General features: G+C 64.8%; 27 protein-coding genes. 9 read left to right on the top strand and 18 right to left on the bottom strand.

Features of this window, described 5'->3' with window-relative positions; genetic code table 11:
* Positions 1-46 precede the first annotated feature (46 nt).
* Together ACOGXD_RS15340 and ACOGXD_RS15335 are read right to left on the bottom strand one after the other, a co-directional pair.
* On the bottom strand, positions 47-1159 hold the full coding sequence (locus ACOGXD_RS15340) for a hypothetical protein (RefSeq protein ID WP_419915884.1): 1113 nt from the start codon (positions 1157-1159) through the stop codon (positions 47-49).
* A gap of 260 nt (positions 1160-1419) precedes the next feature.
* Positions 1420-2292 carry a DUF3800 domain-containing protein gene (locus ACOGXD_RS15335; RefSeq protein WP_419915883.1) on the bottom strand — a complete coding sequence of 291 codons (873 nt, stop codon included), beginning with the start codon at positions 2290-2292 and terminating at the stop codon, positions 1420-1422.
* Positions 2293-2721: 429 nt separating this feature from the next.
* On the opposite strand from ACOGXD_RS15335, the gene ACOGXD_RS15330 reads away from it, so the two are divergent.
* Positions 2722-3375 (top strand): hypothetical protein, encoded by a 654-nt coding sequence (locus tag ACOGXD_RS15330; protein WP_419915882.1) that lies wholly within the window; start codon positions 2722-2724, stop codon positions 3373-3375.
* A gap of 62 nt (positions 3376-3437) precedes the next feature.
* Here ACOGXD_RS15330 and ACOGXD_RS15325 read toward each other — a convergent pair whose 3' ends face one another.
* The 4 genes from ACOGXD_RS15325 to ACOGXD_RS15310 form a co-directional block, all read right to left on the bottom strand.
* On the bottom strand, positions 3438-3740 hold the full coding sequence (locus tag ACOGXD_RS15325; protein WP_419915881.1) for a DUF2442 domain-containing protein: 303 nt from the start codon (positions 3738-3740) through the stop codon (positions 3438-3440).
* A gap of 10 nt (positions 3741-3750) precedes the next feature.
* Positions 3751-4023, bottom strand: a complete 273-nt coding sequence (locus ACOGXD_RS15320; RefSeq protein ID WP_419915880.1) for a hypothetical protein — start codon at positions 4021-4023, stop codon at positions 3751-3753.
* Positions 4024-5043: 1020 nt separating this feature from the next.
* Complete coding sequence (locus ACOGXD_RS15315) at positions 5044-6222, bottom strand: hypothetical protein (RefSeq protein WP_419915879.1); 1179 nt, start codon at positions 6220-6222, stop codon at positions 5044-5046.
* Complete coding sequence (locus tag ACOGXD_RS15310; protein WP_419915878.1) at positions 6213-7058, bottom strand: protein kinase domain-containing protein; 846 nt, start codon at positions 7056-7058, stop codon at positions 6213-6215. Before ACOGXD_RS15310 ends, ACOGXD_RS15315 begins: the two co-directional genes overlap by 10 nt.
* A gap of 452 nt (positions 7059-7510) precedes the next feature.
* Here ACOGXD_RS15310 and ACOGXD_RS15305 point away from each other — a divergent pair, with 452 nt between their 5' ends.
* From ACOGXD_RS15305 to ACOGXD_RS15290, 4 genes are all read left to right on the top strand, one after another.
* The gene (locus tag ACOGXD_RS15305) at positions 7511-10378 is read left to right on the top strand and encodes a class I SAM-dependent DNA methyltransferase (protein ID WP_419915877.1); all 2868 of its coding nucleotides are present in this window, start codon (positions 7511-7513) and stop codon (positions 10376-10378) included.
* 185 nt (positions 10379-10563) lie between these two features.
* The gene (locus ACOGXD_RS15300) at positions 10564-11250 is read left to right on the top strand and encodes a TIR domain-containing protein (protein ID WP_419915876.1); all 687 of its coding nucleotides are present in this window, start codon (positions 10564-10566) and stop codon (positions 11248-11250) included.
* Positions 11247-11708 (top strand): ribonuclease H family protein, encoded by a 462-nt coding sequence (locus ACOGXD_RS15295; RefSeq protein ID WP_419915875.1) that lies wholly within the window; start codon positions 11247-11249, stop codon positions 11706-11708. Before ACOGXD_RS15300 ends, ACOGXD_RS15295 begins: the two co-directional genes overlap by 4 nt.
* Positions 11705-11977 carry a ribbon-helix-helix protein, CopG family gene (locus ACOGXD_RS15290; RefSeq protein ID WP_419915874.1) on the top strand — a complete coding sequence of 91 codons (273 nt, stop codon included), beginning with the start codon at positions 11705-11707 and terminating at the stop codon, positions 11975-11977. Before ACOGXD_RS15295 ends, ACOGXD_RS15290 begins: the two co-directional genes overlap by 4 nt.
* Before the next feature lie 41 nt (positions 11978-12018).
* Here the strand turns inward: ACOGXD_RS15290 and ACOGXD_RS15285 are convergent, their stop codons facing one another.
* Complete coding sequence (locus tag ACOGXD_RS15285; protein ID WP_419915873.1) at positions 12019-12171, bottom strand: hypothetical protein; 153 nt, start codon at positions 12169-12171, stop codon at positions 12019-12021.
* A gap of 262 nt (positions 12172-12433) precedes the next feature.
* On the opposite strand from ACOGXD_RS15285, the gene ACOGXD_RS15280 reads away from it, so the two are divergent.
* On the top strand, positions 12434-12661 hold the full coding sequence (locus ACOGXD_RS15280) for a hypothetical protein (RefSeq protein ID WP_419915872.1): 228 nt from the start codon (positions 12434-12436) through the stop codon (positions 12659-12661).
* Positions 12662-12816: 155 nt separating this feature from the next.
* On the opposite strand, the gene ACOGXD_RS15275 is transcribed toward ACOGXD_RS15280, so the two are convergent.
* The 6 genes from ACOGXD_RS15275 to ACOGXD_RS15250 form a co-directional block, all read right to left on the bottom strand.
* The gene (locus tag ACOGXD_RS15275) at positions 12817-13278 is read right to left on the bottom strand and encodes a DUF1330 domain-containing protein (RefSeq protein ID WP_419915871.1); all 462 of its coding nucleotides are present in this window, start codon (positions 13276-13278) and stop codon (positions 12817-12819) included.
* A 79-nt stretch (positions 13279-13357) separates the two neighbouring features.
* Complete coding sequence (locus tag ACOGXD_RS15270; protein ID WP_419915870.1) at positions 13358-14020, bottom strand: maleylpyruvate isomerase N-terminal domain-containing protein; 663 nt, start codon at positions 14018-14020, stop codon at positions 13358-13360.
* A gap of 102 nt (positions 14021-14122) precedes the next feature.
* A complete protein-coding gene (locus ACOGXD_RS15265) occupies positions 14123-14389 on the bottom strand; it encodes a type II toxin-antitoxin system YafQ family toxin (protein WP_419915869.1) in 267 nt (88 codons plus the stop codon).
* Positions 14390-14395: 6 nt separating this feature from the next.
* Positions 14396-14650 carry a type II toxin-antitoxin system RelB/DinJ family antitoxin gene (locus ACOGXD_RS15260; protein ID WP_419908318.1) on the bottom strand — a complete coding sequence of 85 codons (255 nt, stop codon included), beginning with the start codon at positions 14648-14650 and terminating at the stop codon, positions 14396-14398.
* Between the two features lie 165 nt (positions 14651-14815).
* Entirely contained in the window at positions 14816-16174 is a 1359-nt protein-coding gene (locus tag ACOGXD_RS15255; protein ID WP_419915868.1) for an LLM class flavin-dependent oxidoreductase, read from the bottom strand.
* Between the two features lie 99 nt (positions 16175-16273).
* Positions 16274-17425 (bottom strand): PucR family transcriptional regulator, encoded by a 1152-nt coding sequence (locus ACOGXD_RS15250; RefSeq protein ID WP_419915867.1) that lies wholly within the window; start codon positions 17423-17425, stop codon positions 16274-16276.
* A gap of 90 nt (positions 17426-17515) precedes the next feature.
* On the opposite strand from ACOGXD_RS15250, the gene ACOGXD_RS15245 reads away from it, so the two are divergent.
* Positions 17516-18703, top strand: coding sequence for an acyl-CoA dehydrogenase family protein (locus ACOGXD_RS15245; protein WP_419915866.1), 1188 nt, complete (start codon positions 17516-17518; stop codon positions 18701-18703).
* Between the two features lie 108 nt (positions 18704-18811).
* On the opposite strand, the gene ACOGXD_RS15240 is transcribed toward ACOGXD_RS15245, so the two are convergent.
* The gene (locus ACOGXD_RS15240; protein ID WP_419917419.1) at positions 18812-19795 is read right to left on the bottom strand and encodes a D-2-hydroxyacid dehydrogenase; all 984 of its coding nucleotides are present in this window, start codon (positions 19793-19795) and stop codon (positions 18812-18814) included.
* Positions 19796-19818: 23 nt separating this feature from the next.
* Positions 19819-20223: a DUF1330 domain-containing protein gene (locus ACOGXD_RS15235; protein ID WP_419915865.1), complete on the bottom strand. Its 405-nt coding sequence runs from the start codon at positions 20221-20223 to the stop codon at positions 19819-19821.
* 150 nt (positions 20224-20373) lie between these two features.
* Between ACOGXD_RS15235 and ACOGXD_RS15230 the strand changes: the two genes are divergently transcribed.
* Positions 20374-21603: a DUF3500 domain-containing protein gene (locus tag ACOGXD_RS15230; RefSeq protein ID WP_419915864.1), complete on the top strand. Its 1230-nt coding sequence runs from the start codon at positions 20374-20376 to the stop codon at positions 21601-21603.
* A 17-nt stretch (positions 21604-21620) separates the two neighbouring features.
* Here the strand turns inward: ACOGXD_RS15230 and ACOGXD_RS15225 are convergent, their stop codons facing one another.
* The 3 genes from ACOGXD_RS15225 to ACOGXD_RS15215 form a co-directional block, all read right to left on the bottom strand.
* Positions 21621-22028, bottom strand: a complete 408-nt coding sequence (locus ACOGXD_RS15225) for a TIGR03618 family F420-dependent PPOX class oxidoreductase (protein WP_419915863.1) — start codon at positions 22026-22028, stop codon at positions 21621-21623.
* Positions 22029-22127: 99 nt separating this feature from the next.
* A complete protein-coding gene (locus ACOGXD_RS15220) occupies positions 22128-22544 on the bottom strand; it encodes an ester cyclase (protein ID WP_419915862.1) in 417 nt (138 codons plus the stop codon).
* 124 nt (positions 22545-22668) lie between these two features.
* Positions 22669-23832, bottom strand: a complete 1164-nt coding sequence (locus ACOGXD_RS15215; RefSeq protein WP_419915861.1) for an acyl-CoA dehydrogenase family protein — start codon at positions 23830-23832, stop codon at positions 22669-22671.
* Between the two features lie 236 nt (positions 23833-24068).
* On the opposite strand from ACOGXD_RS15215, the gene ACOGXD_RS15210 reads away from it, so the two are divergent.
* Positions 24069-24821 (top strand): maleylpyruvate isomerase family mycothiol-dependent enzyme, encoded by a 753-nt coding sequence (locus tag ACOGXD_RS15210; RefSeq protein WP_419915860.1) that lies wholly within the window; start codon positions 24069-24071, stop codon positions 24819-24821.
* Positions 24822-24828: the final 7 nt, after the last annotated feature.

Below are 24828 nucleotides of genomic sequence, written 5' to 3'. Positions count from 1 at the left end.
ACGCCGGTGTGAAGGTACCCGGGACGCTGCGGCCTCGCAGTAACGGCTACCGGTGATTGTCGAGGAAGAGCCGGGCCGCGTCGATGGCGACCTCGGCGGCCAGCGCCATGGCCTGCGGCGTCGTCGCAGCGGCTGCCGTGTCGGCGGTGGTGTGGAACAGCGATGACCCGCCCAGGAACGACAGCACCGATGCGCCGGCCTCGAACCATGTGCCGCCTTCGCCGGGCCACGGATTCGCCTTGCGCAAGCGCCAGTTGGCTGCGAGCACCCGGCGGTCGATCTCGTCGCGAACCTCGCCGCTGGCTGTCGCCAGCACCATCCTCTGATTACCGAGCCCGGCGGGGCCCGTCGAATCGGGCTCGATCGCCCCCACCGATGCGCCAAGGTGGACGACCGGCCAGCCGGCCACATCGCGGCTGGCGAGATAGTGCTTGAGACCGGTGTGATCGATTTCGTGGCCGCTGCACACCGAGAGCGTGACGTGGTGGTCGGCGGCGAGATCGGAAGCCATCGCCAACGCGACCGCGAGACCAGTGCCGCGTTCGCCGGCGGCGGGGGTCCAGCCGGTCAGCGGCGTGGTGATATTGATCGCTGGCGCGTCGGCTGCGCCCAATGTGGCGATGACGTTGGCGCTGCGATCCGCTTCGGCTGTCGCCGCGAAGGTCAGCTCGGCATCGGCGCCTCGGACACGGTCGGCCCAGTTGCCCGGGATGATGACGGCGGGACGCCCCGGAATTGTCGGCATCTGCGGCACCCGGTTGCACTGCACGGGGTGGTCGTCGAGCCCGCCGATGGCCATGACGAGCGCCGCTGCGTCAGGGTCAGCATCGAGGTAGAGGTCGAGCCCGCGCGGGTTGCCGACGATGCCGACATCGACGTCGACAACGGAGAGGTTCGTGGTGCGCCACTCGCCTGCCGCGCAGTAGAAGACGGGCAGCGCAGGTACCACTTGGCCGGCGACCCGCAGCTCGGAGGTGCAGACGAACCGGTCGAACTCAAACCGGTCTTCGTGCACTGAGGCACCAAGACTTCGGAGGACGTCGGTCAGCCAGGCGGTGGTCTGAGTATCGGCCGGGGTCCCGGTGTGGTGATTGCCGAAGCTCGCGTAGGTCTCGACGATCTCGTACAGCTCGTCGGCGCTGAACCTCGCGGTGGTCATCAGGCTCCTTGGTCCGCCAACTGGTTCGCGAGCTCGACCACCGCCGCCTCCATGGGCGGCTGCCTCGGCGGGTCCCACCCCGGCGTCGATTCGTGGACCGTGGTGCCAACCTTCGGTGTGCTCAACCGTGCACCTTCCCCCGCAGACCCGCGCAGACACCAGTGCCCGCTCTCGGAATGACCCTAGGTCAGCAACCCCCGCAACTCAGGAGCGACGTGGTGGGTGATTTGTCGCTACTTCGTGTATCGTCTGTGTCGAGGTCATCGGAGCACGAAGTGCTCGCCAAGATGGTCTGAGCCACGAGAGTGGCTTACGAGAGCCCCCTTCATTGGGGGCTCATCGTGCTTTTGGGGGTAGCCGCGGATGCCAAGCCGCTGTGCGAAGCACGGGAAGCCAACGGCATCGATGCCACCAGGCCAGACGTGACCTGGAGTGTCGACTGTGGGTAGCAGCTTGAGGTAGGCGTGTTTGCGCAGGTATGAGTCTGCCGACCCGATACCACGGTCGTTCAGCACCGCATGGTGCGCTGAGTGGGCGATGAAATCGCTCATCTGTATCAGATGACTCTCGGAGCTGTCATAGCCCATTGGGTCTTCGAGCACACGCCGCGAGTACGGAAGAGATCGGTGCGTGGCCCGGGTCGATCGGGCCAGACTCTCTGCTGTGCCGTCGTACCAGATGATGGCGTGTGAGTCATGGAACTTGCAGAACTCCTCGACAAAGGCGACAAGCCGTGGGTAGAGGCCTCCCGAGCCCTCCGGAACTGGCGCAAACTCAGTCAGGATTCGCAGTTCTGCGATCGACCTGATCGTGCTGAGCGCAGCACGCGTGATCTTGCTTCGATCGCCCGGCTCGAGGCTCGGCAACTGGCCCCGTCCCGCGTTCGAATTGGTGCCAAGGTCCAGCGCATGCAGCTCGGTATCGGCGTGGATGCCAAACTGCCGCGCAACCCAGCTTCGGAACTTCTTCCATGCCTGCAGCGTGTCTGCCCACACCGTTGCCGGGATCGCCAGCGCAGTGAGGAGATCCTGGGATTCATCTCCCGAGTCATCGACGTAGACAAGGTAGGTCGTACCGAGCAAACCGCCCGGCACGGGGTTGTTTGGATTCGTGTCGGGGAATGGTGGGCACACGGGTCACGTCCAGGCAATCGAGGGGGAGGAGTCGGACAGGAAATCACTATGCCACGGAGCGCTTGCGATTGCTACGTTAGTCCATTGTCTAAGCTATACGTTAGCATGAGGTGTCACTATCCCGTCTATAGCACTCACGCGGACTTAGGCTTGAGCGAGGTATAACGGAACGGCCACTACATCACCCCGGCATGAGTCCTGCCCCGGCCAACGCAGGCGACCAAGTACCCAGATGCGATGAACTCAAAGCTCGCTAACCCGGCTACCAGTGCCTATCTCTCGGCACATGATCGGCTACGGCTGGAACTTGCGCAGGAGGCTGGTGCCAGGCTGGCGCAGCGGTTGAGCCGTCGGCACAGGAATCTCCGCGACTGCCCTGTCCGTACTGAGTTCTTGCGTCGCAATAGTGAGCGAGCGTCTGCGCCGCCGATGATGGAAATGCTCGGGTCAGGTGGCGGTCGCGGCGGTGACGTACGCCTCAAGCTGTACCTGTCGCTGTTATGGGCAAGCCCCGGAGGGGAGCACGATACGAAGTTCGTTGCGACCGATTGGGCCCAGTTGCTGGGGCTGCCACAGTTTGCGACGAAGGGCAAGAGGCGTGTGTACGAGGCCTTGAGCTGGCTCGCGGCCCAAGGCTTCATCGAGAAGGAGGAGAGGCCTGGCCTTCCGTCGAGAGTGACGGTCCTGCACGAGTCGGGATCGGGGGAGCGATACAGCAAGCCATCGTCGCAGGCCGCCAAGGGTGGAGAACCGACGTACCGCCGGCTCCAATCAGCATGGTGGACGAAGGCATGGATGGCAGCCACGAGTGGTCGGGCGCTCGCGTTCTGGCTCATCCTGATGGACGAATCGAACAACGACGCCAAGACGGACGCGGTGTGGCTGTCGGAGAGTCAAACCTCAAGCAAGTACGCAGTCAGCCCGTACCTCAGGCAGCGCGCCATGAGGGAGTTGAAGCACTTCGATCTGATCACTACGCGCCGACAGTTCACCCGCGAGGCCTTTGGCGTGACGTCATCGAGGACCAGCATCAGAGTCCACGTCGAGGAGCTAGAGAAGCCGCCGATCGAGCGCCTCGACTGAGGGTCGCGCCGCACAAACTCGTGGTTTGGGGTTCCGGTTCCCGCGCTGCTTCCTTGTCGAGCTCATGGAGCCAACTCGGGCCACGGTTTCGGGTGCAGGTCTTCGAAGGTCTTTCCGGTGAGATCCGTGTACATGGCCGTGGGATCGAGTTCCAGCGCATCGTCCTTGCCCCAAGCGATCGCGCCATGCGGCCTCAGATGTGCACTCTCGAAGAAGGCCGCATCGGACCAGGCAGCGAAGTTCCCTCGAGTTGACCACTGGGCGAGCTCCACGGTGCCGCTCACGCCATCGTCAAACCTGATCCACAGCTTGAACGGCCGCCGTGCCTCAACCTCTAGGGCCTGCGGCAGGCGCGACGTGTCCATGTCGAGAACGCTAGGTGTGTTCGAGGCCGGGATTGATCGCCGCAGGGGTGTACTCGTCGGCGAGCCGGACCACGGTCACACCCTCGATCGACTCGAGTTCGGCGACTGCGGTTAGCACGGCGTCCTGAAGGGTGTCGGCCTCGCGGTCGAAGTCGGCGAACTGGAGGCCGTCCGCTCGGCCGAGCAGCGCGTCATCGCAGCCAGCCTCGAACACGTCATCGGCGAGTTCGCCTGCCTGTAGATCGGGGCCGTCAACGATCAGAGTGAAGGTGTGGGTATTCATAGTCAGGTGTCATTGTCTCGTTCTCGAACGCGATTGCCTCGGTTCGGCGCTCGTCTGATCTGGCGGGCAGGGTTGCCGGGGCTGTGTCATGCGGGTGAGATGGATGCTTGGCAGTCCGATTGGCCGGATTCGCCCGGGAACTAGGAGGAGTACGCGCAGGGATTCGTGCCTTAGCCCCCATCCGACCTAGGTGCGCACAGTCCACTCCCCGGCGCTCAGGCCGCGCCGCGGTGCAACTGGATGCTCCGGCGCCTGCTGCCGTGACCAGTGCTCCCTGGAGACCTGCCGCTACCGCGTATGTCGTGAGCAGCACGCGCGTATCGTCAAGTCGGTGACAGACGCTGCGGTTCCAGACTCGGTCACGATGAGATCAGGGCCATACCGCGTAGGGGTCCCTCTTCATGAAGTACGTCTGACGGACGCCCTCGAGGCGAGCTCTAGGGATCTGTTTCGTCCTGGCGCCGGCCGCAACGCGATCACGGTCGTGGAACCCGACATGCCCGCCGGTCGCCCCGACCTCGTCGTGATCGCAGTCTCCCGACGCACTGTTGAGTTCCGCCACAGCCGAGGCCTGCGACTGTCGACGCACTCTGAGGCGCGCGTGCTTGCGAGGGCCGTCCACTCGGAGGGAACGACTGGCTTGTCCGGAGGTAGCGAAAGGGAGATCCGGCTTCGTCTGCAGATCCGAGGATGGCTCCGACCGAACGGTTCGCCGGCCGTGCCTGTTGAGCGGCGCGTGAGTGATTCGCTAATCGTCGAGGCAAAGGTGTCCAATTGGAGACGGGCCGTGAGCCAGCTCGCACGCATCCGGGATGCCACCCATCGAAGTGCACTGGCCCTTCCTGCGGAGTGTGTGGGGCGCGTAGGGCGCGCGTTCCTGAGGAAGAACCAGCTGGGTTTGGTGGCCGTAGACCGGAGCGGAGGCGTCGCGTGGAGACGCAGTTCCCCTCGGCGTGAAATCTCGTTGGCAGCAGACCTCTGGCTTGTCGAGTTGGCGATTCGCAAGAACGAACGCAGTACCTAGACGAGACCTTCGTGCTCGGCGAAGCTCTTGAGGGCCTGCCGGAGCTGGTTGACACCCGTGTGATAACGGGTGGCGAGAGCGATACCGAGCCTCTCCGTTTCGGTGAGGCCAGCTTGGGCAACTGCCAGGAGCCCGTCGACGCGTTCCACGAGACCTAAGGCGTCCGAGGCGCTTCGTGCAGGGCCCTCGCTACCAAGATCTGCGGCCATTGCTCCGAGTGCTTGAAGGTGTTGGAGTCGCGCCTCACCCACCGGCATTGATTCATCGTTCGACAACCGCGAACGCAGGGCGCGATCTGGAAAAGCTGTCTCACCAACAGATGAGCGCGCGATGGGTCCGCCTTCACCTAGTGCTTCAACCGGAGACAAGAAACCGGGGCTCAGGACGCGAGCCGTGGGAACGCCACCACCGGTCTTTGGGACCCATTTGGCGCTCGTGAAGTTTCGCAGCGAGTAGAACCATCCGCACCCGAAGGCATCGGCACCGGCCGCGAGCGACAAGAGGCCAGCGACGTCGGTGAAGCCCCAAATGACCGTGTATCGATTCAAGACGCCCAGCCGGTACACGATTCGGAGCAGGTTTGTGAGAAGCGCTGCGTCCCAGATCTGCGGATAGGGACGATCCCTGCGCGCTATGACGAGGTAGAAGCCCTCGCAGTCGAGAGTGGTCACCTCGTTGAGCCACTGGGCGATTGGGTTCCAGTCACCAAGCGCCGACTCGTCGACCACGACCGAGACATATGTTGGGGTTCCGGCGAGCCTCATGGTCTCGCGCGCATACTGGAACGTCACCGACGCCCATGTGTCAAGGAATGCCGTTTGCAAGGGCGCAGGGGCAATGACGGCAGTCGTGCCGACTCGATGGTTGAGGTCCAGTATCTGCTCGACATGCGCATGAACGAGTTCCGTACCGGCCGACCAACGAACTCCGGAGAAGTCCAAGGAGTTGACTTCATGGCGGCGTGCGGTGCCATCCGGGATGGTCGATACGTACAGCTGGGGATCCAGTAGCACGGTGGCCCCGAAGCCCCGGGCGTCCGCAGCCGTCACCGCGAGACCGTCGGCAGTCTCGTCGGCAGGACTTAGCACGACGCCAGAGGCGTTGCCCTCCCGCAAGAGCCGCTGGACCTTGTCCCCCTTTCCGTATCCGTGTTGGACATACATCGTCATCGACAACGCTCCAATTCTTCGACCGCCATGGCGATCTTGCGGTATCTCTGATTGGGTTCCGGTAGCAGTAGTCGGGTCAGGAGCTCCTGTAGCGACCGACGGCAACGGCCGCGCAGCTGGTCAGTGTCGAGATTGCCCCTGGACATGCGTTGGTACCAATCCTCGTCGGGGTACCCGAAGGGATGAGTTCCCGTAAGCGCTTCGAACGCAACAACTCCAATCGAAAAGAGATCCGATCGAAAGTCGAGCTCCACTTGGCCCCGCAGCAAGAATTGCTCGGGAGCGGCATACTGCGCCGTCCCGGGCCCCGTAAGTGATTCGGATGTCAGCGGGTCGAGGTCTTGGTGCAGGGCTGAGTCAAGATCAAGCAATACGGGTCGGTTGTCCTCGTCGAAGACGATGTTCGTTGGCTTGATGTCGCGATGCACCAGATCAGCCGCAGATAGTGCGGACACCGCGGCGAGTAGGTCGTGAATCAGATCGACCACGCGATCTTCGGGCCATTCCGGGCTCATACGTGTTCGCAGCGTGTCGTCGCTGTAGCGCTGCTCAAGGAAACTGAGGAACTGCTCCTCGTCGATGACGCGAACCTCGGGGTCTCTCAACACTCGGGCGACGCGGGGTGAATTCACCTTGGCCAATGCGAGAATCTCTCGCTCAGTGCGCTCGGGAATCTGTACTGTCCCATCGGAGTCGTCAACGAGCGCTGCCTTCACCAGCTTGAGAACGACCGGAGTCCCGCCCCATGTCGCGCCGTACGCGACCTTGATCCTGCCTTCACCCAAGGGGTGCCGATCAATTTCAAGCTCAGGAAATGACCCTTGGAGCGCGGCGTGATCCATGTGCGTTCACCCTTCGAGGCCCGGATCACGGTATGTGCTCGTGTCAGTGGACTTGGTGACCCTTTCTGTCCACAACCGATTCAGGGTGGCACCGGTACCGAAGCCGCCAGCTCGGACAAAGGGAATGCTCGTCCCGCGAGGCCCCCGCGCGGTGACGAGACTGGCTCGTCTGTTCGCATGAGGATGTGCGCCACCCGGGGTGCACCAAACGCCAGACCTGGCCGCCGCATAGCGGCCGCCAGCTTCCGAAGCTGTTTCGGAGCTCATCGATGAGCTAGGGACTGTTGGCTATTCGACGCTTCGAGTTGCGCTTCTGTCGCAGCACGACCATCTGAACATTCCCTGGATGTGCCGGATCCGGAGTTGAGGGCTCCCACATCACGTCTTCACCGAAGTCAGGCGATCTCAAGTAGGGCACCGTAATATGCGGACCGGATACTCTGAGCGATCGCGTGACGCCGTACGAGTTCATTAGCAAGTGGCGAGAATCCACGCTGACGGAGCGCTCAGCGTCGCAGCAGCATTTCCTTGATCTCTGCGACTTGCTCGGCGAACCCAAGCCGGCGGAGGTGGACCCGCACGGCGAGTCGTACTGCTTCGAGCGCGGGGCTCGTAAGGACTCGGGCGGCGACGGCTGGGCCGACGTGTGGAAGCGCCACCACTTCGCCTGGGAGTACAAGGGCAAGCGGAAGGACCTTGACGCTGCGTTTGGGCAGCTCCGGCAGTACTCCCTGGCGCTGGAGAACCCGCCTTTGCTGATCGTCTCAGACATGGAGCGGTTCCGCATCCGCACCAATTGGACGAACAGCGTCAGCAAGGTCTACGAGTTCGACCTCGCGGATCTTGCAGACGCCGAGACGCGCGACCTGCTCAAGCGGGCCCTCTCAGACCCTGAGCACCTGCGGCCGGACAACACTCGGCAAGCACTCACCGAGCAGGCGGCGGACTCCTTCTCGACAGTCGCGCAGACGCTTCGGGGACGCGGGCATGACCCGCACGAGGTTGCGCACTTCGTCAACCGGCTCGTGTTTTGCATGTTCGCGGAGGATGTGGGGCTACTGCCCGATCACATGTTCACGCGGTTGCTGAAGCAGGTGCGTCGCACCCCGGCGCAGTTTGCAGAGCTTGCTAGCGATCTGTTCCGGGGGATGGCCACCGGCGGACGGATCGGCTTCGAGTCGGTCGCTTGGTTCAACGGCGGCCTATTCGACGATGATGCGGCGCTGCCGCTGGAGGCATCCGACATCGAGACCGTGCTGGCGGCGTCGAGTCTCGACTGGTCGGAGATCGACCCGTCAATCCTCGGCACGCTGTTCGAGCGTGGGCTCGACCCGGACAAGCGCGCCCAGCTTGGGGCGCACTACACGGACCGCGACAAGATCATGATGATCGTTGAGCCTGTCGTGGTCCGCCCATTGCTTGCGGAATGGGAAGCGGAGAAGGCAGAGATCTCCGAGGTCTTGGAGCGTGCGGAAGCAGCCGAGGCGGCGGCTGTCCGCACCAGGCGGCGAAATGAGGCCACACAGCAATATCGCAACTTCTTGAACCGTTTGAGGGCGTTCACGGTGCTTGATCCTGCGTGTGGCTCGGGCAATTTCTTGTATCTGGCACTGCAGGCGCTCAAGGATCTCGAGCATCGGGTGCAGTTCGAGGCGGAAACGCTCGGTCTGGAGCGCGCCTTCCCGGAGATCGGCCCGGCGAATGTGAAGGGCATCGAGATCAACCCCTACGCCGCGGAGTTGGCGCGCGTGTCGGTGTGGATCGGCGAGATCCAGTGGATGCGGCGCAACGGGTTCGCGGAGTCGCGCGACCCAATCCTGAAGCCGCTTGACACCATTGAGTGCCGCGATGCGATCCTGGCACCGGGCAGCACCGAGCCGGCCTGGCCAGAAGCCGATGTCATCATCGGCAATCCGCCGTTCCTCGGGGGCAAGCTGTTGATCGGCGGCCTAGGTGAGGATTATGTGTCGCAGCTGTTCGCGACCTACGCCGACCGGGTACCAGCGGAGGCGGACCTCGTCTGCTACTGGTTCGAGAAAGCTGGCCAGCAGATCGCGTCTGGCAGGGCGAGCAGGGCCGGGCTTGTTGCAACCAATTCGATTCGAGGCGGCGCGAATCGCAGGGCCTTGGAGGCTGCGACGGAAAATCGGCGGATCTTCGAGGCGTGGAGCGACGAGCCGTGGGTGATCGACGGAGCGGCGGTGCGGGTGTCGCTGGTCTGCTTCGCGCGTGCCGAAGACAAGTTCGTAACCGCGGCGCGCCTCGATGGCGCCACGGTGGATGTGATTTTCACCGACTTGACGGCCCAAAGCGGCGGGATCGGCATCGACCTGACGAAAGCCACCCGTCTCGCCGAGAACGAAGGCGTGGCCTTCATGGGCAACACAAAGGGTGGCGCCTTTGACATCGATGGTGACCAAGCGCGCGAGTGGCTACTACTGCCGGCGAACCCGAACGGCCGGACGAACGCTGACGTTCTCAAGCCATGGGCCAATGGCATGGACGTGACTCGGCGATCGGCAGGCAAGTGGGTCATCGACTTCGGGGTCCAAACAGGCGAGTCCGAAGCGGCCCTGTACCAAGAACCGTTCGAGTGGGTCGCCGAGCATGTTCGCCCCCGCCGCTTGGAGAACCGGCGCGACTCGTACCGCAAGTACTGGTGGCGCCACGCGGAACCACGACCAAGAATGCGGCATGCGCTTGAACGCTTGCATCGCTGCATCGCAACTCCCACTGTCGCCAAGCACCGCCTGTTCGTCTGGCTCGATGCCCGCGTCTGCCCCGATCATCAGCTGATCGTCGTCGCTCGTGACGACGACACGACGTTCGGCGTTCTCCACAGCCGATTCCACGAGATCTGGTCGCTACGTCGCGGCACTTGGCTCGGTAAGGGGAACGACCCGCGTTACACGCCCACATCCATCTTCGCTACGTTCCCATTCCCGTCCGGCCTAGCGCCGAGCGTGCCAGCGGCCGAATACGCGTCCGATCTCCGTGCAGCAGCCATCGCCGAGGAGGCCGCACGTCTCGTGGAACTGCGCGACCGCTGGCTCAACCCACCCGAGTGGGTTGAGTGGATCGATGAGCCGGCGTCCGGCTATCCGAAGCGCCCCGTGCCCCGCGACGAAGAGGCGGCGATGGCACTCAAGGAACGCACGCTGACCAACCTTTACAACACTCGCCCGCAGTGGCTGGCCGACGCACACCACGCCCTCGACGCGGCGGTGGCTGGAGCGTACGGCTGGCCAGCCGACATCGCAGACGATGAGGTTCTCCGTGAGCTGCTGGCGCTCAACGGCGGCGGTCCGACCAATCGGTAGTCGACAATGGACAGATGGGCGTCGAGTGGACTACAGGCATGAGTGCCTGATCGGGACTTCGGCCGGGAGCGATAGCAAACGAACGGCGCACCGTCTCAGCAGGTGAGCCGCCATTGGTCGAGACCATCGGAGACGCAGAGGCACGAGCGGTTGTGCGTACGAGACGCTGAGGTAGCTTCGCCGACGTGACGACAGTCGAGGAAGCCAAGGCCGTATTGGGCGCGCATGGGTGCTCTGTCATCGAAGAGAGTTCATTTGATCACGGCGTTCGACTTCGCTGCGACGGCGGCCAAGTCGTCAGCGTGTACGACACGGGCACGGTTGTTGTGCAAGGGAAGAACATCGAGGGACTCCAAGGAGAGTTCTCATCTACCCCGTCCACTGGTGCTCCCAGGGCTTCGAAGGCGCCTTCATCACCGAAGGACGTGTTTGTTGTGTATGGCCACGACGAAGATGCCAAGAACGAGATCGAGCGCATGCTGCGCCGGTGGAACCTGAACCCGATCATGCTCGACCAGATTCCGGCCGAGGGCCTGACCTTGATCGAGAAACTGGAGAAATACATCCAGGAGACGCAGTTCGCCGTGGTGCTTGCGACTGCCGATGACGTCTACCTCAGCGATCCCGACGACGACACCCAGAAGGAATTTCGTGCCCGTCAAAATGTTGTGCTTGAGCTGGGAATGATGCTGGTACACCTGCGTCGTGAGAATGTGGCGATCTTGCTTGAGGACAAGGTGGGCATGAAGAAGCCTTCCGACATCGACGGTCTCGAGTACCTGCCGTTCAAAGAAGATGTGGTGGAAGTCGGAGTAAGGCTCGCAAAGATGATGGCGAATCGGGGCTACCTCATCGACATAGGCGACCTATGAATCCCGAGGTCACCACAGCGGCAACCGACGGATCTTCGCTAGGCAATCCCGGTCCCGGGGGATGGGCTTGGGTCACCGAGGATGGTCGTGAGGGCTTCGCCGGGGCGCGACGCTCAACGAACAACCGCATGGAGCTGCGGGCCGTGCTTGAGCTGCTCCTCGCAGTCGACACTGGCGGACCGCTGGTCGTGCAAACCGATTCTGCCTATGTCATCGGCGTGTTTACTGAGTGGCTCGCGCGCTGGCGCGCTCGTGGAATGCGAACGGCGTCCAACAAGCCTGTCGAGAACGTCGATCTGATCGAGCTGATTGATCGAGCGCTACAAGGGCGAGATGTCACCTTCGAGAAGGTGCTCGGTCACTCCACTCATGTGCTCAACAACCGAGCTGATGCGCTGGCGCACGGCGCAGCACAACGGGCGAAACAGCGTTTGGCGCGGGAAGTACTCGGTCAGTGACGGCCCACACGACCAATACCGCACGGGTCCTCACCGACGCCGATCTCGATGCCATCGCCGAAGAAGTCGAATCGACCGGCTACGACGTCGAGGCGCTCAAGACTCGTCGGCGTGACCGTCCTTCCATGGGTTCGGGTCCGGCCGAGGTCGTGCCGGTGCGAATCGATCCTGAGCTGAAGGCGGCGGTCGAAGCCCGAGCAGCGGCCGATCACACCACCACCAGCGAGATCATCCGAGCAGCTCTCCGCGAGTTCCTCGACGTCGCCTGACCCCAGCGGGGCTACCGCATTGGGTGGTCATTCAGCCGTCGTTAGAAGACGGGGGTGTTGCTGGAGCGCTTTGCTCGGGTCAGGGCGTAGAGGACGCCCCAGTCGCCGTTGCGGTCGCTGGAAATGTCGATGTGCACCTCGATGATGATGGCAGCGCCCTCCGGGTCCGTAGCCAGTTGGCGGCACTTCGCCACGGTGGCCTCGTGACCGATAGCCGATTCGGTGGCGGAGACATCCTTGATCTGGTCGTGGATGGGGGAGTCGAAGGCGGCGTGGAGGTAGGTGACCGCGGTGAGCAGGTCGTCGTCGGGGCGCCGGGCTTACGCCCGGGTGTGCGGTGGCGGGCCGCGTGGCCCGGTATGGGGCGCACAACTTGCAGGCGTTCATTTGTGCAGGTCACAGGCTTGTGGCGTGTCGTAGCTGCGTGGGTAGTCGAAGCGTCGCGAAACTCGTGTCGTGAGCCTCTACGAATCCGTCGAGCAGCGTGGTCAGCAAACAGCGAGTCTGGCTGGCCCTCGGCGCCGCAACCGAAGAGTCCTCTCCACGCAACACATGGTCATAGCGGACACTGATGCTCAAGAGATGGAGGACGAGATTCGTCGTCACGAGCAGCAAGGCACGGACCTGCCCACGGTTCCGCGAAGCGACCTGGAAGCCTGCTTTCCAGACAAGCTTGCCGACTAGCCGTAGCGGATGGTTGGGAGCGGCTTCCTGAATCCCTTGAGCACCTTCGGCGCTTGGGCAATCGTCAACCCGAGTTGGTGAGACGCTGCGCCTGGAACGCTGTGGATCGAGTGACGCGCTCGGCCAGGGTTGGTCGCCCGTGGGACCGCTGAGGGCTACAGCGTGGCTTTGAGTTCGTCGAGGCTTGAGTATTCGGTCAGGTTGTCGGATTCCCGAGCCTGTCGCAGGGCTTCGATGGTTTCGGCGGCGACGAATGGAACGCCGGCAAGGTGCAGCATGTGGTGCTTGGCTAGGCCTGCACGACGGTGCCGGGAAGTTGATTGGAACCCGGGGTCTGCGAGCATCGCCAAGAATGCGGAGCGTGTCGGGAAGTACATCACGGCGGCGATGTCGAAGTCGAGTTCGTCGGGGCCCATCATCACCTGATCGACGGTGGTGCTGAACACAACCCTGCCGCCGAGGTCTTCCAGCTTCCTTCCAGCCTCGGCCAGATAGCGGCCGAGGGCCTCTTCGCCGCTGACTTCAGCGAGTGGCGTGCCGAATTCTGGATCCCCCTGCTGATACTGCGCTCCCTCGTTGAGCTTGAAGAGATTCAGCGCCGCGAGGGGCGCGTCCATGGGCAGAGATTGCAGTCGTGCCAACTGCGCCTCGGTTGGTGCGTCGCTCGTGGACATGAGTGTTCCCTTCGGTTGGCAACTAGAAGACGGGGAAGACGGTTCCCGTGGAACGCTCTGCTCGGGTCAGGGCGTAGAGGACGCCCCAGTCGCCGTTGCGATCCCGGGCGATGTTGATGCAGATGTCGATGATGATCGCTGCGCCCTCTGGGTCGGTGGCTGGGCGAGGCTGGCCGATGCTGACGGCAAGGTCGTCGAGATGGAGGAGCACTTCGATCAGCCTGGTGCGGCAGAAGTCGTCGAGCGTGAGCAGTCGGCCTCCCAGCGCGGCGACGAGACGGTCGGCGGGTTCCTCGGCCAGCCGTGTTTCGAGGTCGGTGGCCAGTTGGCGGCATTTGGCCACGGTGGCTTCGTGACCGATGGCCGACTCGGTGGCGGAGACGTCCTTGATCTGGTCGTGAATTGGAGAGTCGACCGCGGCGTGAAAGTAGGTGACCGCCGTGAGCAAGTCGCCGTCGGGGCGCCGGTCGGGCGGGGTGCGGTCGAGGTAGGCGATGGTGGCGCCGGCGGCGCGTACGAGGTGGGCCGAGAGTGCCCCGACCGTCATGCCTTCAAGAGCCGAAGGCTGGTCCCATCGCTCGGCTGCGGCAGGGGTGGCGATGAGCTCGGCCGCTTGAGTGCCGGCTTCGACCACGAGGGCCCGGACGCGGGCCGAGTCGTTCGACGGGTCGGTGGCAGGGGTCATGGGCTGATCTCGCTTCGTGTCGTGATCGGTCCGCTGGACTCGGTGACTCCACGGCAATTGGATAGGCGAAAGTAGTCGGACTGGGCCGTTGTAGTCCTGTGACTAGCCGAAGAGATCGCTGTGGGTGCCGGTTCGGACAAGCACCAGAGCGTCCTCTTGGCGATCCCAGATCAGCAGCCAGTCAGGCTCGATGTGGCATTCCCAGGAGTTCGACCACTGTCCCGATAGGCGATGTGGCCGGTGCCGGGAGTGCAGTTCGCCGTCTGCCAGGAGTACCTCGAGAACGGCCCAGAGCTTGTCGAGATCCTTGCCGCGCCGCTTGGCGCGCTTGAGGTCTTTCTCAAAGCGACTTGTGGTCCGCAGGATCACTGCGGGCTACAGCGTGGCTTTGAGTTCGTCGAGACTTGAGTATTCGGTCAGTTCGTCGGGTTCCCGGGCCTGGCGCAGCGCTTCGACCGTCTCGGCGTTTGGGATGCTGACTTCGAACGGGACGCCTTGCCGGAGCACTACCTGCCTATAGAACAGCGTGATCGCCTCAGTGGCCGACAATCCGAGTTCGCGAAGGACGCGCTCGGCTTGCATCTTCAGATCCGGTTCAACGCGAGCACGGATCGTCTCGGTCTTGGCCATGGTGCGATCTCCTGCGCCGTGTCCCGATTGTACCCCAGATGGGGAACATTGTTGTTCGGGACGCCGGTTCGGGATCAGTATGTCGCAGGGTGTGATGAGGTCAGGAGCCGTTTTCCGTGAGGACGGGGTCACCAATCGGAACCTGGGGCGGTGCCCATAGTCGCGTCAGCGGGGGTGGGGGTAGGTGGGGTGCAGGTGACGTTGGCCGGGGCCGAAAAAGTTCTCGCGGAAGGTGGTGCCTTCGTAGCTGGTGCGGAACCGGCCTCGTCGTTGGAGCTCGGGCACGAGATAGTCGACGATCTGGGAGAAACCCCAGGGGACGGGTGCCGTTGTCACGTTGAACCCGTCGACTCCGGTGGTTTCGATGAACGCCTCCAGCTGATCGGCGACAGTGGTGGGCGAACCCACGAATCCCAACCCGCCGGCGGTGTCTGACAGCCGCCGGGCGACATCACCGACGGTCCAGACCTTGTCGGGATCCTCCAGCTTCCAGCGCTCGACCTGGGTGCGGATTGCGTTCGCCTCGATGTCGTCGATCGGCGTGTCGGGTGGGTGCCCGCCGAGGTCGATGCCCGTCCAGCCGCAGTACAGAGCCAGGTAGCCGTCGACCGAGAACAGCCGTGACCACTCGTCGCGCATGGCCCGGGCCTCTGCGTCGGTCTCGGCAACCACCACCCGTGCCACCTGCAGGGCGCGGATGTGCTCAGGGTCACGACCGGCCGCCGCGGCTTGCTCGCGCAGCGACGCCACGACGGCGGCGCCCTTGTCGTTGCCCGGCACCGACATGAACACGACCTCGCCGGTGTTGGCTGCGAACTCGACGCCGCGTGCCGAGTTCCCCGCCTGGTACAGCACCGGCGTGCGCTGAGGCGAAGGCTCGACCATGTGCGGGCCTTCCACCGTGAACCACTCGCCGGCGTGGTCGATCTCGTGCACCTTGGCCGGGTCGGTGAATGTGTCGGCCTCGACATCGCGAACGATCGCCCCCTCGTCCCAGCTCTGCTCCCACAGCTTCAAGCAGACATCCACGTACTCGTCGGCCCGGTCATACCGGGTGTCGTGGGCGAGGATCTGGCCGAGCCCTTGACGTTCGGCGTCGGACAGGTACGAGGTCACGATGTTCCAGCCGACACGGCCGCCGGTGAGGTGGTCGAGCGTCGAGAACAGCCGGGCCGTGTGGTACGGCGCGTGGTGGCTCGTTGAGAAGGTCACGGCGAAGCCAAGGTGCTCGGTGCATGCCGCCAGCGCCGGGATCAGCAGCGTGGGGTCGATGCCGGGAATCTGGACCGCTCCGCGCAACGCAGCCTCGCGACTCGCCCCGTACACGTCGTAGGTGCCCAGCACGTCGGCGAAGAAGATCCCGTCGAAGCAGCCCCGCTCCAGGGTGCGCACGAGGTCCTGCCACCAGCTCAGCGTCCGGTACCCCCACGACGTCTCGTCGGCAGGGTGCTTCCACATCCCCTTGATCTGATGATTCGGCGACGCCTGGATGAATGCGCTCAGATGCATAGCGCCACGCTCCATCGGCCGAGGTGATCCCATGCCGGGCGTTCTTGGCGCCGCTGGGTTGTCAGCAAGTTGCACCTCATGCGGACATTAACTAGCTGCTCACGGCGGCGTTGCTCATTGCGTCTCACCGTTGAGGCCTGTAGCGCCGCTGACTGCGATATGGGATGCGAGGTAGAGGTCGAGACGGTGGTCCGGGCTGTCGATGGCCGAGCCGACACGCTCGCGTATCTGGTTCATGCGGTAGTTGACGGTGTTGGGGTGGATGCCGAGGGCGTGGGCGGTGGCCTGCGGCCGGCCATGGTGGCAGAGCCATGCGTAGAGCGTTTCGACGAGTTGGGGGTTGTCCTCGATCGGTTGCAGGAGACGGTGGCTGAATGCCTCCGCAGCTGCGACGTCGGCGAACGCGACGAGATCCAGTTCGCAGTTCGTGCTGTCGATGAATTCTGGCCGACTTCTGCCGCTGGCCAGGGCGATTGCGCGACGTGCAAGGCGGGCGGAATAGGCGGAATTGCCGATAGGCGTTGGCGGCCCGAGGGCCGCGACAGCGTCGTCGGCAGAGCTATGGCGGATGGTCGTGGCGTGAGCGGCGGGAATGAGCGCAACGAGTTCGTCATCGAGGTCGGCGGCGATGCTGCCTGAGGGGAGGCGCCGACGGTAGTGGTCGCGTCCGGGTCCGCGGGCGACGAGTACCCGGATGCGGGGCGCGGGCCGCCAATTCGCGGCTTGAGCCGCCGCTAGAAGCGCGTCGCCGGTCGGAGCAGTGTCGGCCAGGACGGTTCGCAGGAGGTGATGCCGGCGGGCTTCGAGTTGGCTGGAGCGAGCAGCGGTCTCGTCGTTGTAGCCCTCGCTGAACTCGATGGAGATTTGGTCTGACCACTCAACGACAATTTCGTTTGTCTCATGGCAGGCGTCCACTGAGATGCCGAATTCGGCGGCCCGATCATTGACGAACCGGATAATCGTCCGCGATGCGACCCACGGTGCTCGCAGGATCTGCCCGAGCGGCCGTCCGTAACGCCGTTCCATCCGGCCGAGTTCGACGTGTTCGCTCCAGTCCATCGGCTCGACGACGATTCCGTGCCGGGCGTCGATCGCGTGAATCATCCCGGTGAGACTGAGTCGCAACGCCGCTTGGCGCTGCCGCCGCAGCGGGTGCTTGGCATTCTCGATTCCGTCGTTGAACCCAGGGATGGCCTGGGCGATCTCGGTGACCAGCAGTGCAAGGAGCTCGTCGTAGTCATGGCGAAGCAGGTCTGCACCGTTCATCGCAGAATTGTACTGAGAACACAAATGGGTGTCTGATAATCGGGCGAAGATCCCAAGATCTTCGATCAGTCCATCCATATGTTGGTGCGCGTGACACGAATACACCCGCAAACAGAGCCCGATTCACCGACGGCTGCAGCCGAATCGATCGCCCAGCTGCTTCGCACCCACGCCCCGGAGTCCGAACGGCTCCGCCACGTCGCACCAGAGTCCGTCCGAGCGATGGCGAATGCCGGCTTGTTTCGTCTGCTCACCCCCGCCGTCCACGGCGGTGCCGAGGCCGGTCTCGGCGCCCAGATCGCCAGCCTCTTCGTCGTTGGCGCCGCCGATCCGTCTGCTGGCTGGGTCCAGATGGTGTCCAATGCCCATGCATGGATGGTTGGCAGCTTTCCTGTGCAGTGTCAGGCCGAGGTGTTCGCTGAAGGGCCCGACATCCGGGTCCCCGGAACGCTCGCGGCGCAGGGCAGGGCCACGCGCGTCGACGGCGGCTGGCGCCTCGACGGTCGGTGGCAGTTCGCCTCTGGAGTCGACCACGGCGACTGGCTGCTGATCGGAGCCGTCGCCGACGTGCTTGCCGAGAGCCCGACGCGGGCCCTGCACGTCATGGTTCCCAAGTCAGAGGTCGATGTCGACGACACCTGGTTCACCCTCGGCCTTCGAGGCACCGGTTCAAAGGACATCGTCGCTGACGACGTATTCGTCCCCGACCACCGATCCATCGCTACCAAGATGCTCTTCGACGGACACAGCCCCCACGGCGAGGGCGGTGCCACGTTCGCCAACCGTCTCCCGGTGCTGGTATGTCTCTCCGTGCAGCTCGCGGCGGCTGTGGTCGGGATCGGTCGCGGTGCCCTCGACCTGCACATCGAGCGAACCGCCGCTCGTCGCGAGGTGTACACCAAGTCGTCCAAGGCCGAAGACCCCGGCGCCCAGATGCGCGTTGCCGAATCGGTCACCGAGCTCGACCTGGCCCGTGCATTGATCGAGCAGGCCGCCGACCGCTGTGACGAGGTCGCCCGCACGGGCGAACGCCTCGAGCTGGACGACAGAGCCGAACTGAAATGGCACGCGGCCTACGCCGTCGAGCTGACTCGTCGATCCGTCGACCGAGTCTTCGCAGCCGCGGGTGCCCACGGGATCTACGACGACAGCCTGCTCCAGGCTCGCTACCGCGACGTCAACACCGCCAGTCACCATGCCATCGTCGACTTCGACGGCAACGCGCGGCTCTACGGCCGCATTCGGCTGGGTCTCGACCCCGGAACTCCCCTCGTGTGATCCCAGCGGCCGTTCAGGTCGTTGCCGCGCCGCTTGACGCGCTTGAGATCTTTCTCGAAGCGATTCGTGGTCCGCAGGATCACTGCGGGCTACAACAGCGGGGCGAGGTCAAAAGCCCAGCACCTTGTCGGCGACGACGTAGCGGAGCGGTTCGCCGGCGAGCAGGCGGCGGCAGTTCTCGGCGATGAGCTCGAAACGGCGCTGCTCGATGTCAGGGCCGACCATCGCCACGTGCGGCGTGATGAGCACGTTGGGCAGCGCCCAGACGCGGTGCTCGGGCGGCAGCGGTTCCTGGTCGAACACGTCGAGACCGGCGCCGGCGAGCTCGCCGGCTTCCAGTGCATCGACGAGATCGTCGAGCACGACGGTCTGGCCGCGGCCGATGTTGATGAATACCGCCGTGGGCTTCATCAGCTCGAAATGGCGCCGCCCCAGCATCCGTTCGGACTCGGGAGTGTGGGGAACGGTCATGACGACTGCGTCGGACAGCGGGAGCTGAGCCTCGAGTTCTTCGGCTCTGAATACGGCGTCGATGGCCCCGCCCGAGGTGGTCTCGGGGCGGGCGTCGACCGCGACAACCCTCGGTCCCCACGGCTGCAGGTAGCGGGCTGCCTGGTGGGCGACGCCGCCTGCGCCGATGAACAGCACCGTCGAGTCCGCGAGGTGCAGTACCGGGGCGACCCCGCCGCGGTACTTCCGAACGCGCTGTTGGTGCGCGTAGTGAGGCAGTCCGCGGGCGAACGCAAGCAGGAACGCCATCACGTGCGTGGCGATGTGGTCGTTGTACACGCCGCGCATGTTGGTGACCACGACGGGATGGGCGGCGAGTTCGGGGGTGAAGTAGCCGAGCGGCGGGTTGGCCATCGGAGCCTGCAGCCAGCGCAGCCGCGGCGCATGCCAACCCTGCGGCAGCACGCCGTATGCGGCGTCGGCATCGCCAAGCTGGTCGAGCACGTCCTCGTCGGTCACGGCGATCACGACGTCGAGATCATCGTGCCCCGAACGAAGCGCGGCCGCCCACCCCTCGAGCACATCCACGCTCGGCACTGCCGGCGCCCCAGGCGGGGCCATCAACACGAACTTGGCGGTCATGCTCACGTCAGCTCGTGCACTCGCTAGGTAGCCGCGACGGCCGGGCGTGTGGTCAGCAGGTCTTGGCAGAGCAGTCCGGCTGCGCGGTGGCGGTGCATCTCGGCGTAGTCGGCATGGTTCAGGGTCGCGATGAACGCAGCCCGGTTGGGGAAGTGCATGATCAGCACGGCGTCCCAGTCGCCCTGGCCGATGAAATAGCGCTCGGCGTGGCCGTAGAGCAGGCAGCTCCCGCCGACCTCGGCAGCGGCGGCCCGGAAGGCATCGACGTAACGCTGGTAGGCGGCGACGCCGGACTCGTCGTTTGCGTGCTCGGGCTCATCTGGCCCGTAGGCGGCCTTGACCCGGAACTTCAGCAGGTTGACCTGCGCGATGGGCCCATCGTGGGGGTCATCGCGGAAGGCGCGGAACTGGTCGGCGGTCGGCTGCATTGCAGGCATGGCACCTCGCTGTCGGTTCGGGGCTGTCGCACGGATCGTGCGAAGCGAGCCCCCTCAGTGAAGCGCACGACGCTCGCCGCCGCTGACCGATGCGAGTGCGGTTGAACGCACCGGCGTGATGCTCCTGAAAGGATGGCGTCCATGAGCCACTGGACCGAGTTCGGGGTGCGTCACATGCCCCCGATGAGTGCACGCACGCGCGTCACCGACATCGCTCCGCCGCTCGTGCCCTTCGTCGATGAGCGCATCGCGCACGGCCACGAGCCGTTCACGGGCGTGACCGTCGACGGTGCGGTCCGCCAAGGCCTGTTCGGTCTCGCGCCGACCGGCGTGTCGACAGCGCCGCTCGTCGAGGCTGCCCAGGCATTCCTCGGCGCCTTGACGAGCGAGCAGCGCCAGCGCGCCCACCAACCGCTCGACAGCGACAACTGGCGCACCTGGATCAACGTGCACATGAACTTCTTCCGGCACGGGGTGATGCTCGAAGAGCTCGACACAGCGGGTCGCCGCCTCGGCCTCGACCTGCTGCGGGGGACCCTGTCGGCCCGGGGCTACGGCCAGGCGCGCGACATCATGCGGCTGAACGAGCTGATCGCCGAGATCTCCGGCAGCCCCGACGAGTACGGCGAATGGCCGTACTTCGTGACCGTCTTTGGCGAGCCCGGTCCCGATGAGCCCTGGGGCTGGCAACTCGATGGCCATCACCTGGTGGTCAACTGCGCCGTCGTGGGCGACCAGCTGGTCATGACGCCCACGTTCATGGGGGCCGAGCCCTGCCATGTTCACGACGGCCCCTATGCCGGCACCCAGGTCTTCACCGCCGAGGAACGATCGGGGCTCGACTTGATCCGCTCGCTCGACGCCGAACAGCAGGGCCGCGCCATCCTCCGGCCATCAATCCACCCCGACGATCTGCCACCTGAGCTCCAGCACCCCTTCGACGGCCGCATGCAGGGCGGCGCCTTCCTCGACAACGCCGTCGTTCCCAACGAGGGTGTCGTGGCCACCGACCTGTCCGACGCCCAGCGGCGCATCCTGCTCAATCTCATGGCGACCTACGTCGGATGGACCCGCGACGGCCACGCACAGATCAGGATGGACGAGGTCGCTCACCACCTCGACGAGACATGGTTCTCATGGATGGGATCGACCGGCGACGACGGGCCCTTCTACTACCGGGTGCAGAATCCGGTGGTGCTCATCGAATTCGACCACCATCCAGGCGTGGTGTTCGACAACCTGGTGCCTTCACGCAACCACGTCCACACGCTGGTCCGCACGCCCAACGGCGGCGACTACGGGGCCGACCTGCTGCGCCAGCACCATGACCGCTACGACCACTCCCACGGCGACCACCGCCACCGCCACTGAGCCTCAGCCGGCGGGGGCTATTCGTGGAAGATGGCGCTTGTCGGGGTGATGCGGATGACGGTGCGCTGCTGCTCGTTGAGCATCGGCACGATGGCTGAGGGATCGGGCCGTTCCTTGCCCATGAGCCGGGCGAAGACGTCGGCGGTGAGCTCGGCGCGCAGCGGATCCTCCGAGATGGTCTCGGCCGTGCCGTAGACCACCAGGTGGACTCGACCGTCCGGAACGCACAGGCTCACCGACGGCTGGCGCACGGCGTTGTGCCACTTGGCCGTAAAGCTCTTGGCCGAGATCACGATGCGGCCGTCGTCGTCCACGACGTAGCCGATCATCGATTGCTGCGGCGAGCCGTCGCTGCGGCCGGTGGCCAAGATGGCCCAGACGTGCTCCGCAAGGAAGCCACTCTGCTGTTCATCAAGCACGGCCATGTCTCGACGCTCCTGTTCATTCCTCGCCCGCGACGATCTGCCGAGCTGAATCGTCCGGTCGAGCGGCGGCTCAGTTGGTTGCTGGCCGACCGGCTGCAGTCAGGCCCAGCCGAGCTGCTGCAGCGCGACGCCGGAGTGCCAGATCTTGGTCATGTGGGAGATCTTGTCGCCCTCGAACCGCATGTCATACACGTAGTCCGAGCTGACCGACTTGCCGGTCGGCGGCACCGGCCCGCCCTCTCCGGTGTGGGTGCCGTTGAACACGGCGTAGGCCAGGACGCTGCCGCGTTCGCTGTCGATGGCCCACGACTTCAGGTCGTAGGTGGCGTCGGGCAGGATCATCAAGGTGCCCTTCATCCACTCGGCGTACGAGCGGAGGTCGGTGAGGTCGCCGATGGCCTCTGACTGCGCTGAGAACGTTGCGTCGTCGGCGCAGTACTGGGCGCAGCCGTCCCAGCCTTGGCCGGTCTCGCAGGCGTCGAAGAACGCTGCGGCTACGTCGTTGATGTTCGACATGGAATGACCCCCTCGGTCGCTCGTACTCCCGTCGGCGCAAGCCTGACAGACCTCGCGGGGCATGTCCATGTGCGACCGGACGGTCGGCGGTGGCGCTAGTTGGCGCAGACAGCCGGCGGGTATCTCACACCATGAATCTGCTGGTGGGCTGGCCGAGCAAGAGGCGTCCGTAGTCGGCGTAGCGGACCTCGCGGTCGAAGATGAGGTGGTTGGAACCGGTCGTGATGTCGCGCAGCGCCCGCTGAATGGGGTTGTCCAGCCGGCTGCCGCCGGCGCCGGTGACCGAGCAGATGTCCCTCACGGCATCGCGGCACATGTACACGGCGTGGGTCAGGCGCGACAGCCAGATGCTGCGGGTCTCGAAGGATGCGCTGTTGCGCTGGGCCATCACATCGGCGAGCACGTCGCGGAACATGAGCTCGGCTGCGTCGATCGACAGCGCGGCCCGTGCGGCGATCGCCGGCTTGCCCTGGTCGCGTTCGGGGCCGCCGATCCCGGGGTGGTTCGCTGCGATCTTGGCCTTGGTCTGGGAGCGGTATTCCTCCAGCGCCATCTGGGCCGCGCCGAGCATGGGCAGCCCCGCGGCGAAGCCGAGCACGGGAATGAGCGGCGTGCGGTACAGCTCTCCTGAGTGAACCCGGGTTGATTCGCCGGCTGCGTTCATCAGCCCGACCATCGAGACGACCCGATCGGCGGGCACGAAAACGTCGTCGACGCGGATATCCCACGAACCGGTGCCGCACAGGCCCATCACGTACCAGGTGTCGACGGGCTCGACGTCCTCGGGCGGCAACGCGAAGAAGTTCGGCAGCACCCGCCCGTCGCCCTCGTCGATCATCGCGCCGACCAGCACCCAATCGGCATGGACGATGCCGGTGCCCCATTGCCACTGACCGTCGAGCCGGTAGCCGCCCTCGGTGGGGGTCGCCCTGCCGCCGCCTGCGTTCAGCGTGGCAGGGGCCAGGATGAACTGGCGCTCGGCGAACACCTCCTTCTGGAAGCTCTCCGGATAGCCGCACATCCAGAAGTTGTGCTCGATGTAGAACGAGATCAGCCAGCCCATCGAGGCATCGGCGCGAGACAGCGTCAGTGTCACTTCGAAATAGGTGTCGAGGTCGGCTTCGTGTCCGCCGTAAGCCTTGGGAACCATCAGTGCGAAGAGCCCGCTGTCTCGGACAGCGTCGATCACCCGGTCGAGCGGGCGTCGGGCCAACTCGGCCTCGCGGGCTGTCTCGCGCAGCAGCGGAGCGAGCTCGTTCGCAGCATCGATCAGCGCCGCAGAACTCATCGGGGAGTTGGTCATGTCGCGCCCCAGCGGTTCGTCTCAACCCTGCGATATCGACCGGAGCACTTCTTGACCGCTCGCCCGGTCGACGCCGGTCACCGTAGCCGGATGCGATTGCGAAATCGCCGTGGTGTGACCGTCGGACCACTTCGTCTTCGCCCGCAGGCCTGACAGACTGCGTCGGGCATATCCGCGCCGTGCCGACGGCGAGGAACGGGTGCGAACGTTGGGATTGGACGATGCTTGATCATGCGGAACGGGTCGCGGCGGCGCGGTCCGCCATCGACTACATCTGCGGCCGCAGCGATGAAGAGCAGGCAGCGCCAGTTCCGAACTGCCCGGGCTGGACGGTGTACAACGCGGCGTCGCACATCGGCCGTGTCGGGATCGCGTGGGAAGAGATGATTACCTCGACGCCCGACGACCCTGAGTCCCGGGCACGGGGTTACGAGCGCGCCGGTCGCAAGCCGGCCGGAACCTCTACGGCAGGACTCGCAGCTTGGGCCCACTCAGCCATCGATCAACTCACCGACGACCTCGACCGGCGCTGCTACTTCTCGATGACCGGAGGCGAAGGCAATCCGCGGCTGTGGGCCTGGCATGCTGCCTCCGAGCTCGGCATGCACCGCCTCGACGTCGAGGCGGCACTGGGCCACGAGCATTCCATGACGCCGTCGCACGCGCTCGACGCCGCCGACTACACCTGCCAGTTCTTCCTGCAGGCGATGCGCCGCGTCCTCGAACGAGATCCCGGCGGGCTCACCGCTCGGCTCATCGACGCTGGTGTCGAGGTCGGCAGCGTGTCCATCGAGCCCCTGCCCGAGTCCGAATCGCCCGCATCAGCCGTGGTCGAAGGCCCGCCGATCCAAGTGCTGCTCGCACTGTGGGGCCGCCCCTACGCCAGTGTCGAGGTAACCGAAGGCGACCCCGACGTCTGGCAGCAGTGGCGGACCCTGCCCACCGAAGCCTTCCAGTTCGGCACCTGGGACTAACCCAGCC

This window comes from Candidatus Poriferisodalis sp. (assembly GCF_965204125.1).
Taxonomy (GTDB): domain Bacteria; phylum Actinomycetota; class Acidimicrobiia; order Acidimicrobiales; family Poriferisodalaceae; genus Poriferisodalis.
The sequence above is the reverse complement of the archived record's forward strand: the minus strand, read 5'-3'. Positions and strand labels throughout refer to the sequence as shown.

Excerpts from the sequence above, each read along its gene's own strand:
- ACOGXD_RS15320 (WP_419915880.1), bottom strand. The coding sequence starts at position 4,023 with ATGAATACCCACACCTTCACTCTGATCGTTGACGGCCCCGATCTACAG.
- ACOGXD_RS15270 (WP_419915870.1), bottom strand. The coding sequence starts at position 14,020 with ATGACCCCTGCCACCGACCCGTCGAACGACTCGGCCCGCGTCCGGGCC.
- ACOGXD_RS15325 (WP_419915881.1), bottom strand. The coding sequence starts at position 3,740 with ATGGACACGTCGCGCCTGCCGCAGGCCCTAGAGGTTGAGGCACGGCGG.
- ACOGXD_RS15215 (WP_419915861.1), bottom strand. The coding sequence starts at position 23,832 with ATGAGTTCTGCGGCGCTGATCGATGCTGCGAACGAGCTCGCTCCGCTG.
- ACOGXD_RS15250 (WP_419915867.1), bottom strand. The coding sequence starts at position 17,425 with ATGAACGGTGCAGACCTGCTTCGCCATGACTACGACGAGCTCCTTGCA.
- ACOGXD_RS15260 (WP_419908318.1), bottom strand. The coding sequence starts at position 14,650 with ATGGCCAAGACCGAGACGATCCGTGCTCGCGTTGAACCGGATCTGAAG.
- ACOGXD_RS15340 (WP_419915884.1), bottom strand. The coding sequence starts at position 1,159 with ATGACCACCGCGAGGTTCAGCGCCGACGAGCTGTACGAGATCGTCGAG.
- ACOGXD_RS15235 (WP_419915865.1), bottom strand. The coding sequence starts at position 20,223 with ATGCAGCCGACCGCCGACCAGTTCCGCGCCTTCCGCGATGACCCCCAC.
- ACOGXD_RS15220 (WP_419915862.1), bottom strand. The coding sequence starts at position 22,544 with ATGTCGAACATCAACGACGTAGCCGCAGCGTTCTTCGACGCCTGCGAG.
- ACOGXD_RS15330 (WP_419915882.1), top strand. The coding sequence starts at position 2,722 with ATGATGGAAATGCTCGGGTCAGGTGGCGGTCGCGGCGGTGACGTACGC.
- ACOGXD_RS15310 (WP_419915878.1), bottom strand. The coding sequence starts at position 7,058 with ATGGATCACGCCGCGCTCCAAGGGTCATTTCCTGAGCTTGAAATTGAT.
- ACOGXD_RS15255 (WP_419915868.1), bottom strand. The coding sequence starts at position 16,174 with ATGGAGCGTGGCGCTATGCATCTGAGCGCATTCATCCAGGCGTCGCCG.
- ACOGXD_RS15230 (WP_419915864.1), top strand. The coding sequence starts at position 20,374 with ATGAGCCACTGGACCGAGTTCGGGGTGCGTCACATGCCCCCGATGAGT.
- ACOGXD_RS15295 (WP_419915875.1), top strand. The coding sequence starts at position 11,247 with ATGAATCCCGAGGTCACCACAGCGGCAACCGACGGATCTTCGCTAGGC.
- ACOGXD_RS15240 (WP_419917419.1), bottom strand. The coding sequence starts at position 19,795 with ATGACCGCCAAGTTCGTGTTGATGGCCCCGCCTGGGGCGCCGGCAGTG.
- ACOGXD_RS15275 (WP_419915871.1), bottom strand. The coding sequence starts at position 13,278 with ATGGACGCGCCCCTCGCGGCGCTGAATCTCTTCAAGCTCAACGAGGGA.
- ACOGXD_RS15210 (WP_419915860.1), top strand. The coding sequence starts at position 24,069 with ATGCTTGATCATGCGGAACGGGTCGCGGCGGCGCGGTCCGCCATCGAC.
- ACOGXD_RS15225 (WP_419915863.1), bottom strand. The coding sequence starts at position 22,028 with ATGGCCGTGCTTGATGAACAGCAGAGTGGCTTCCTTGCGGAGCACGTC.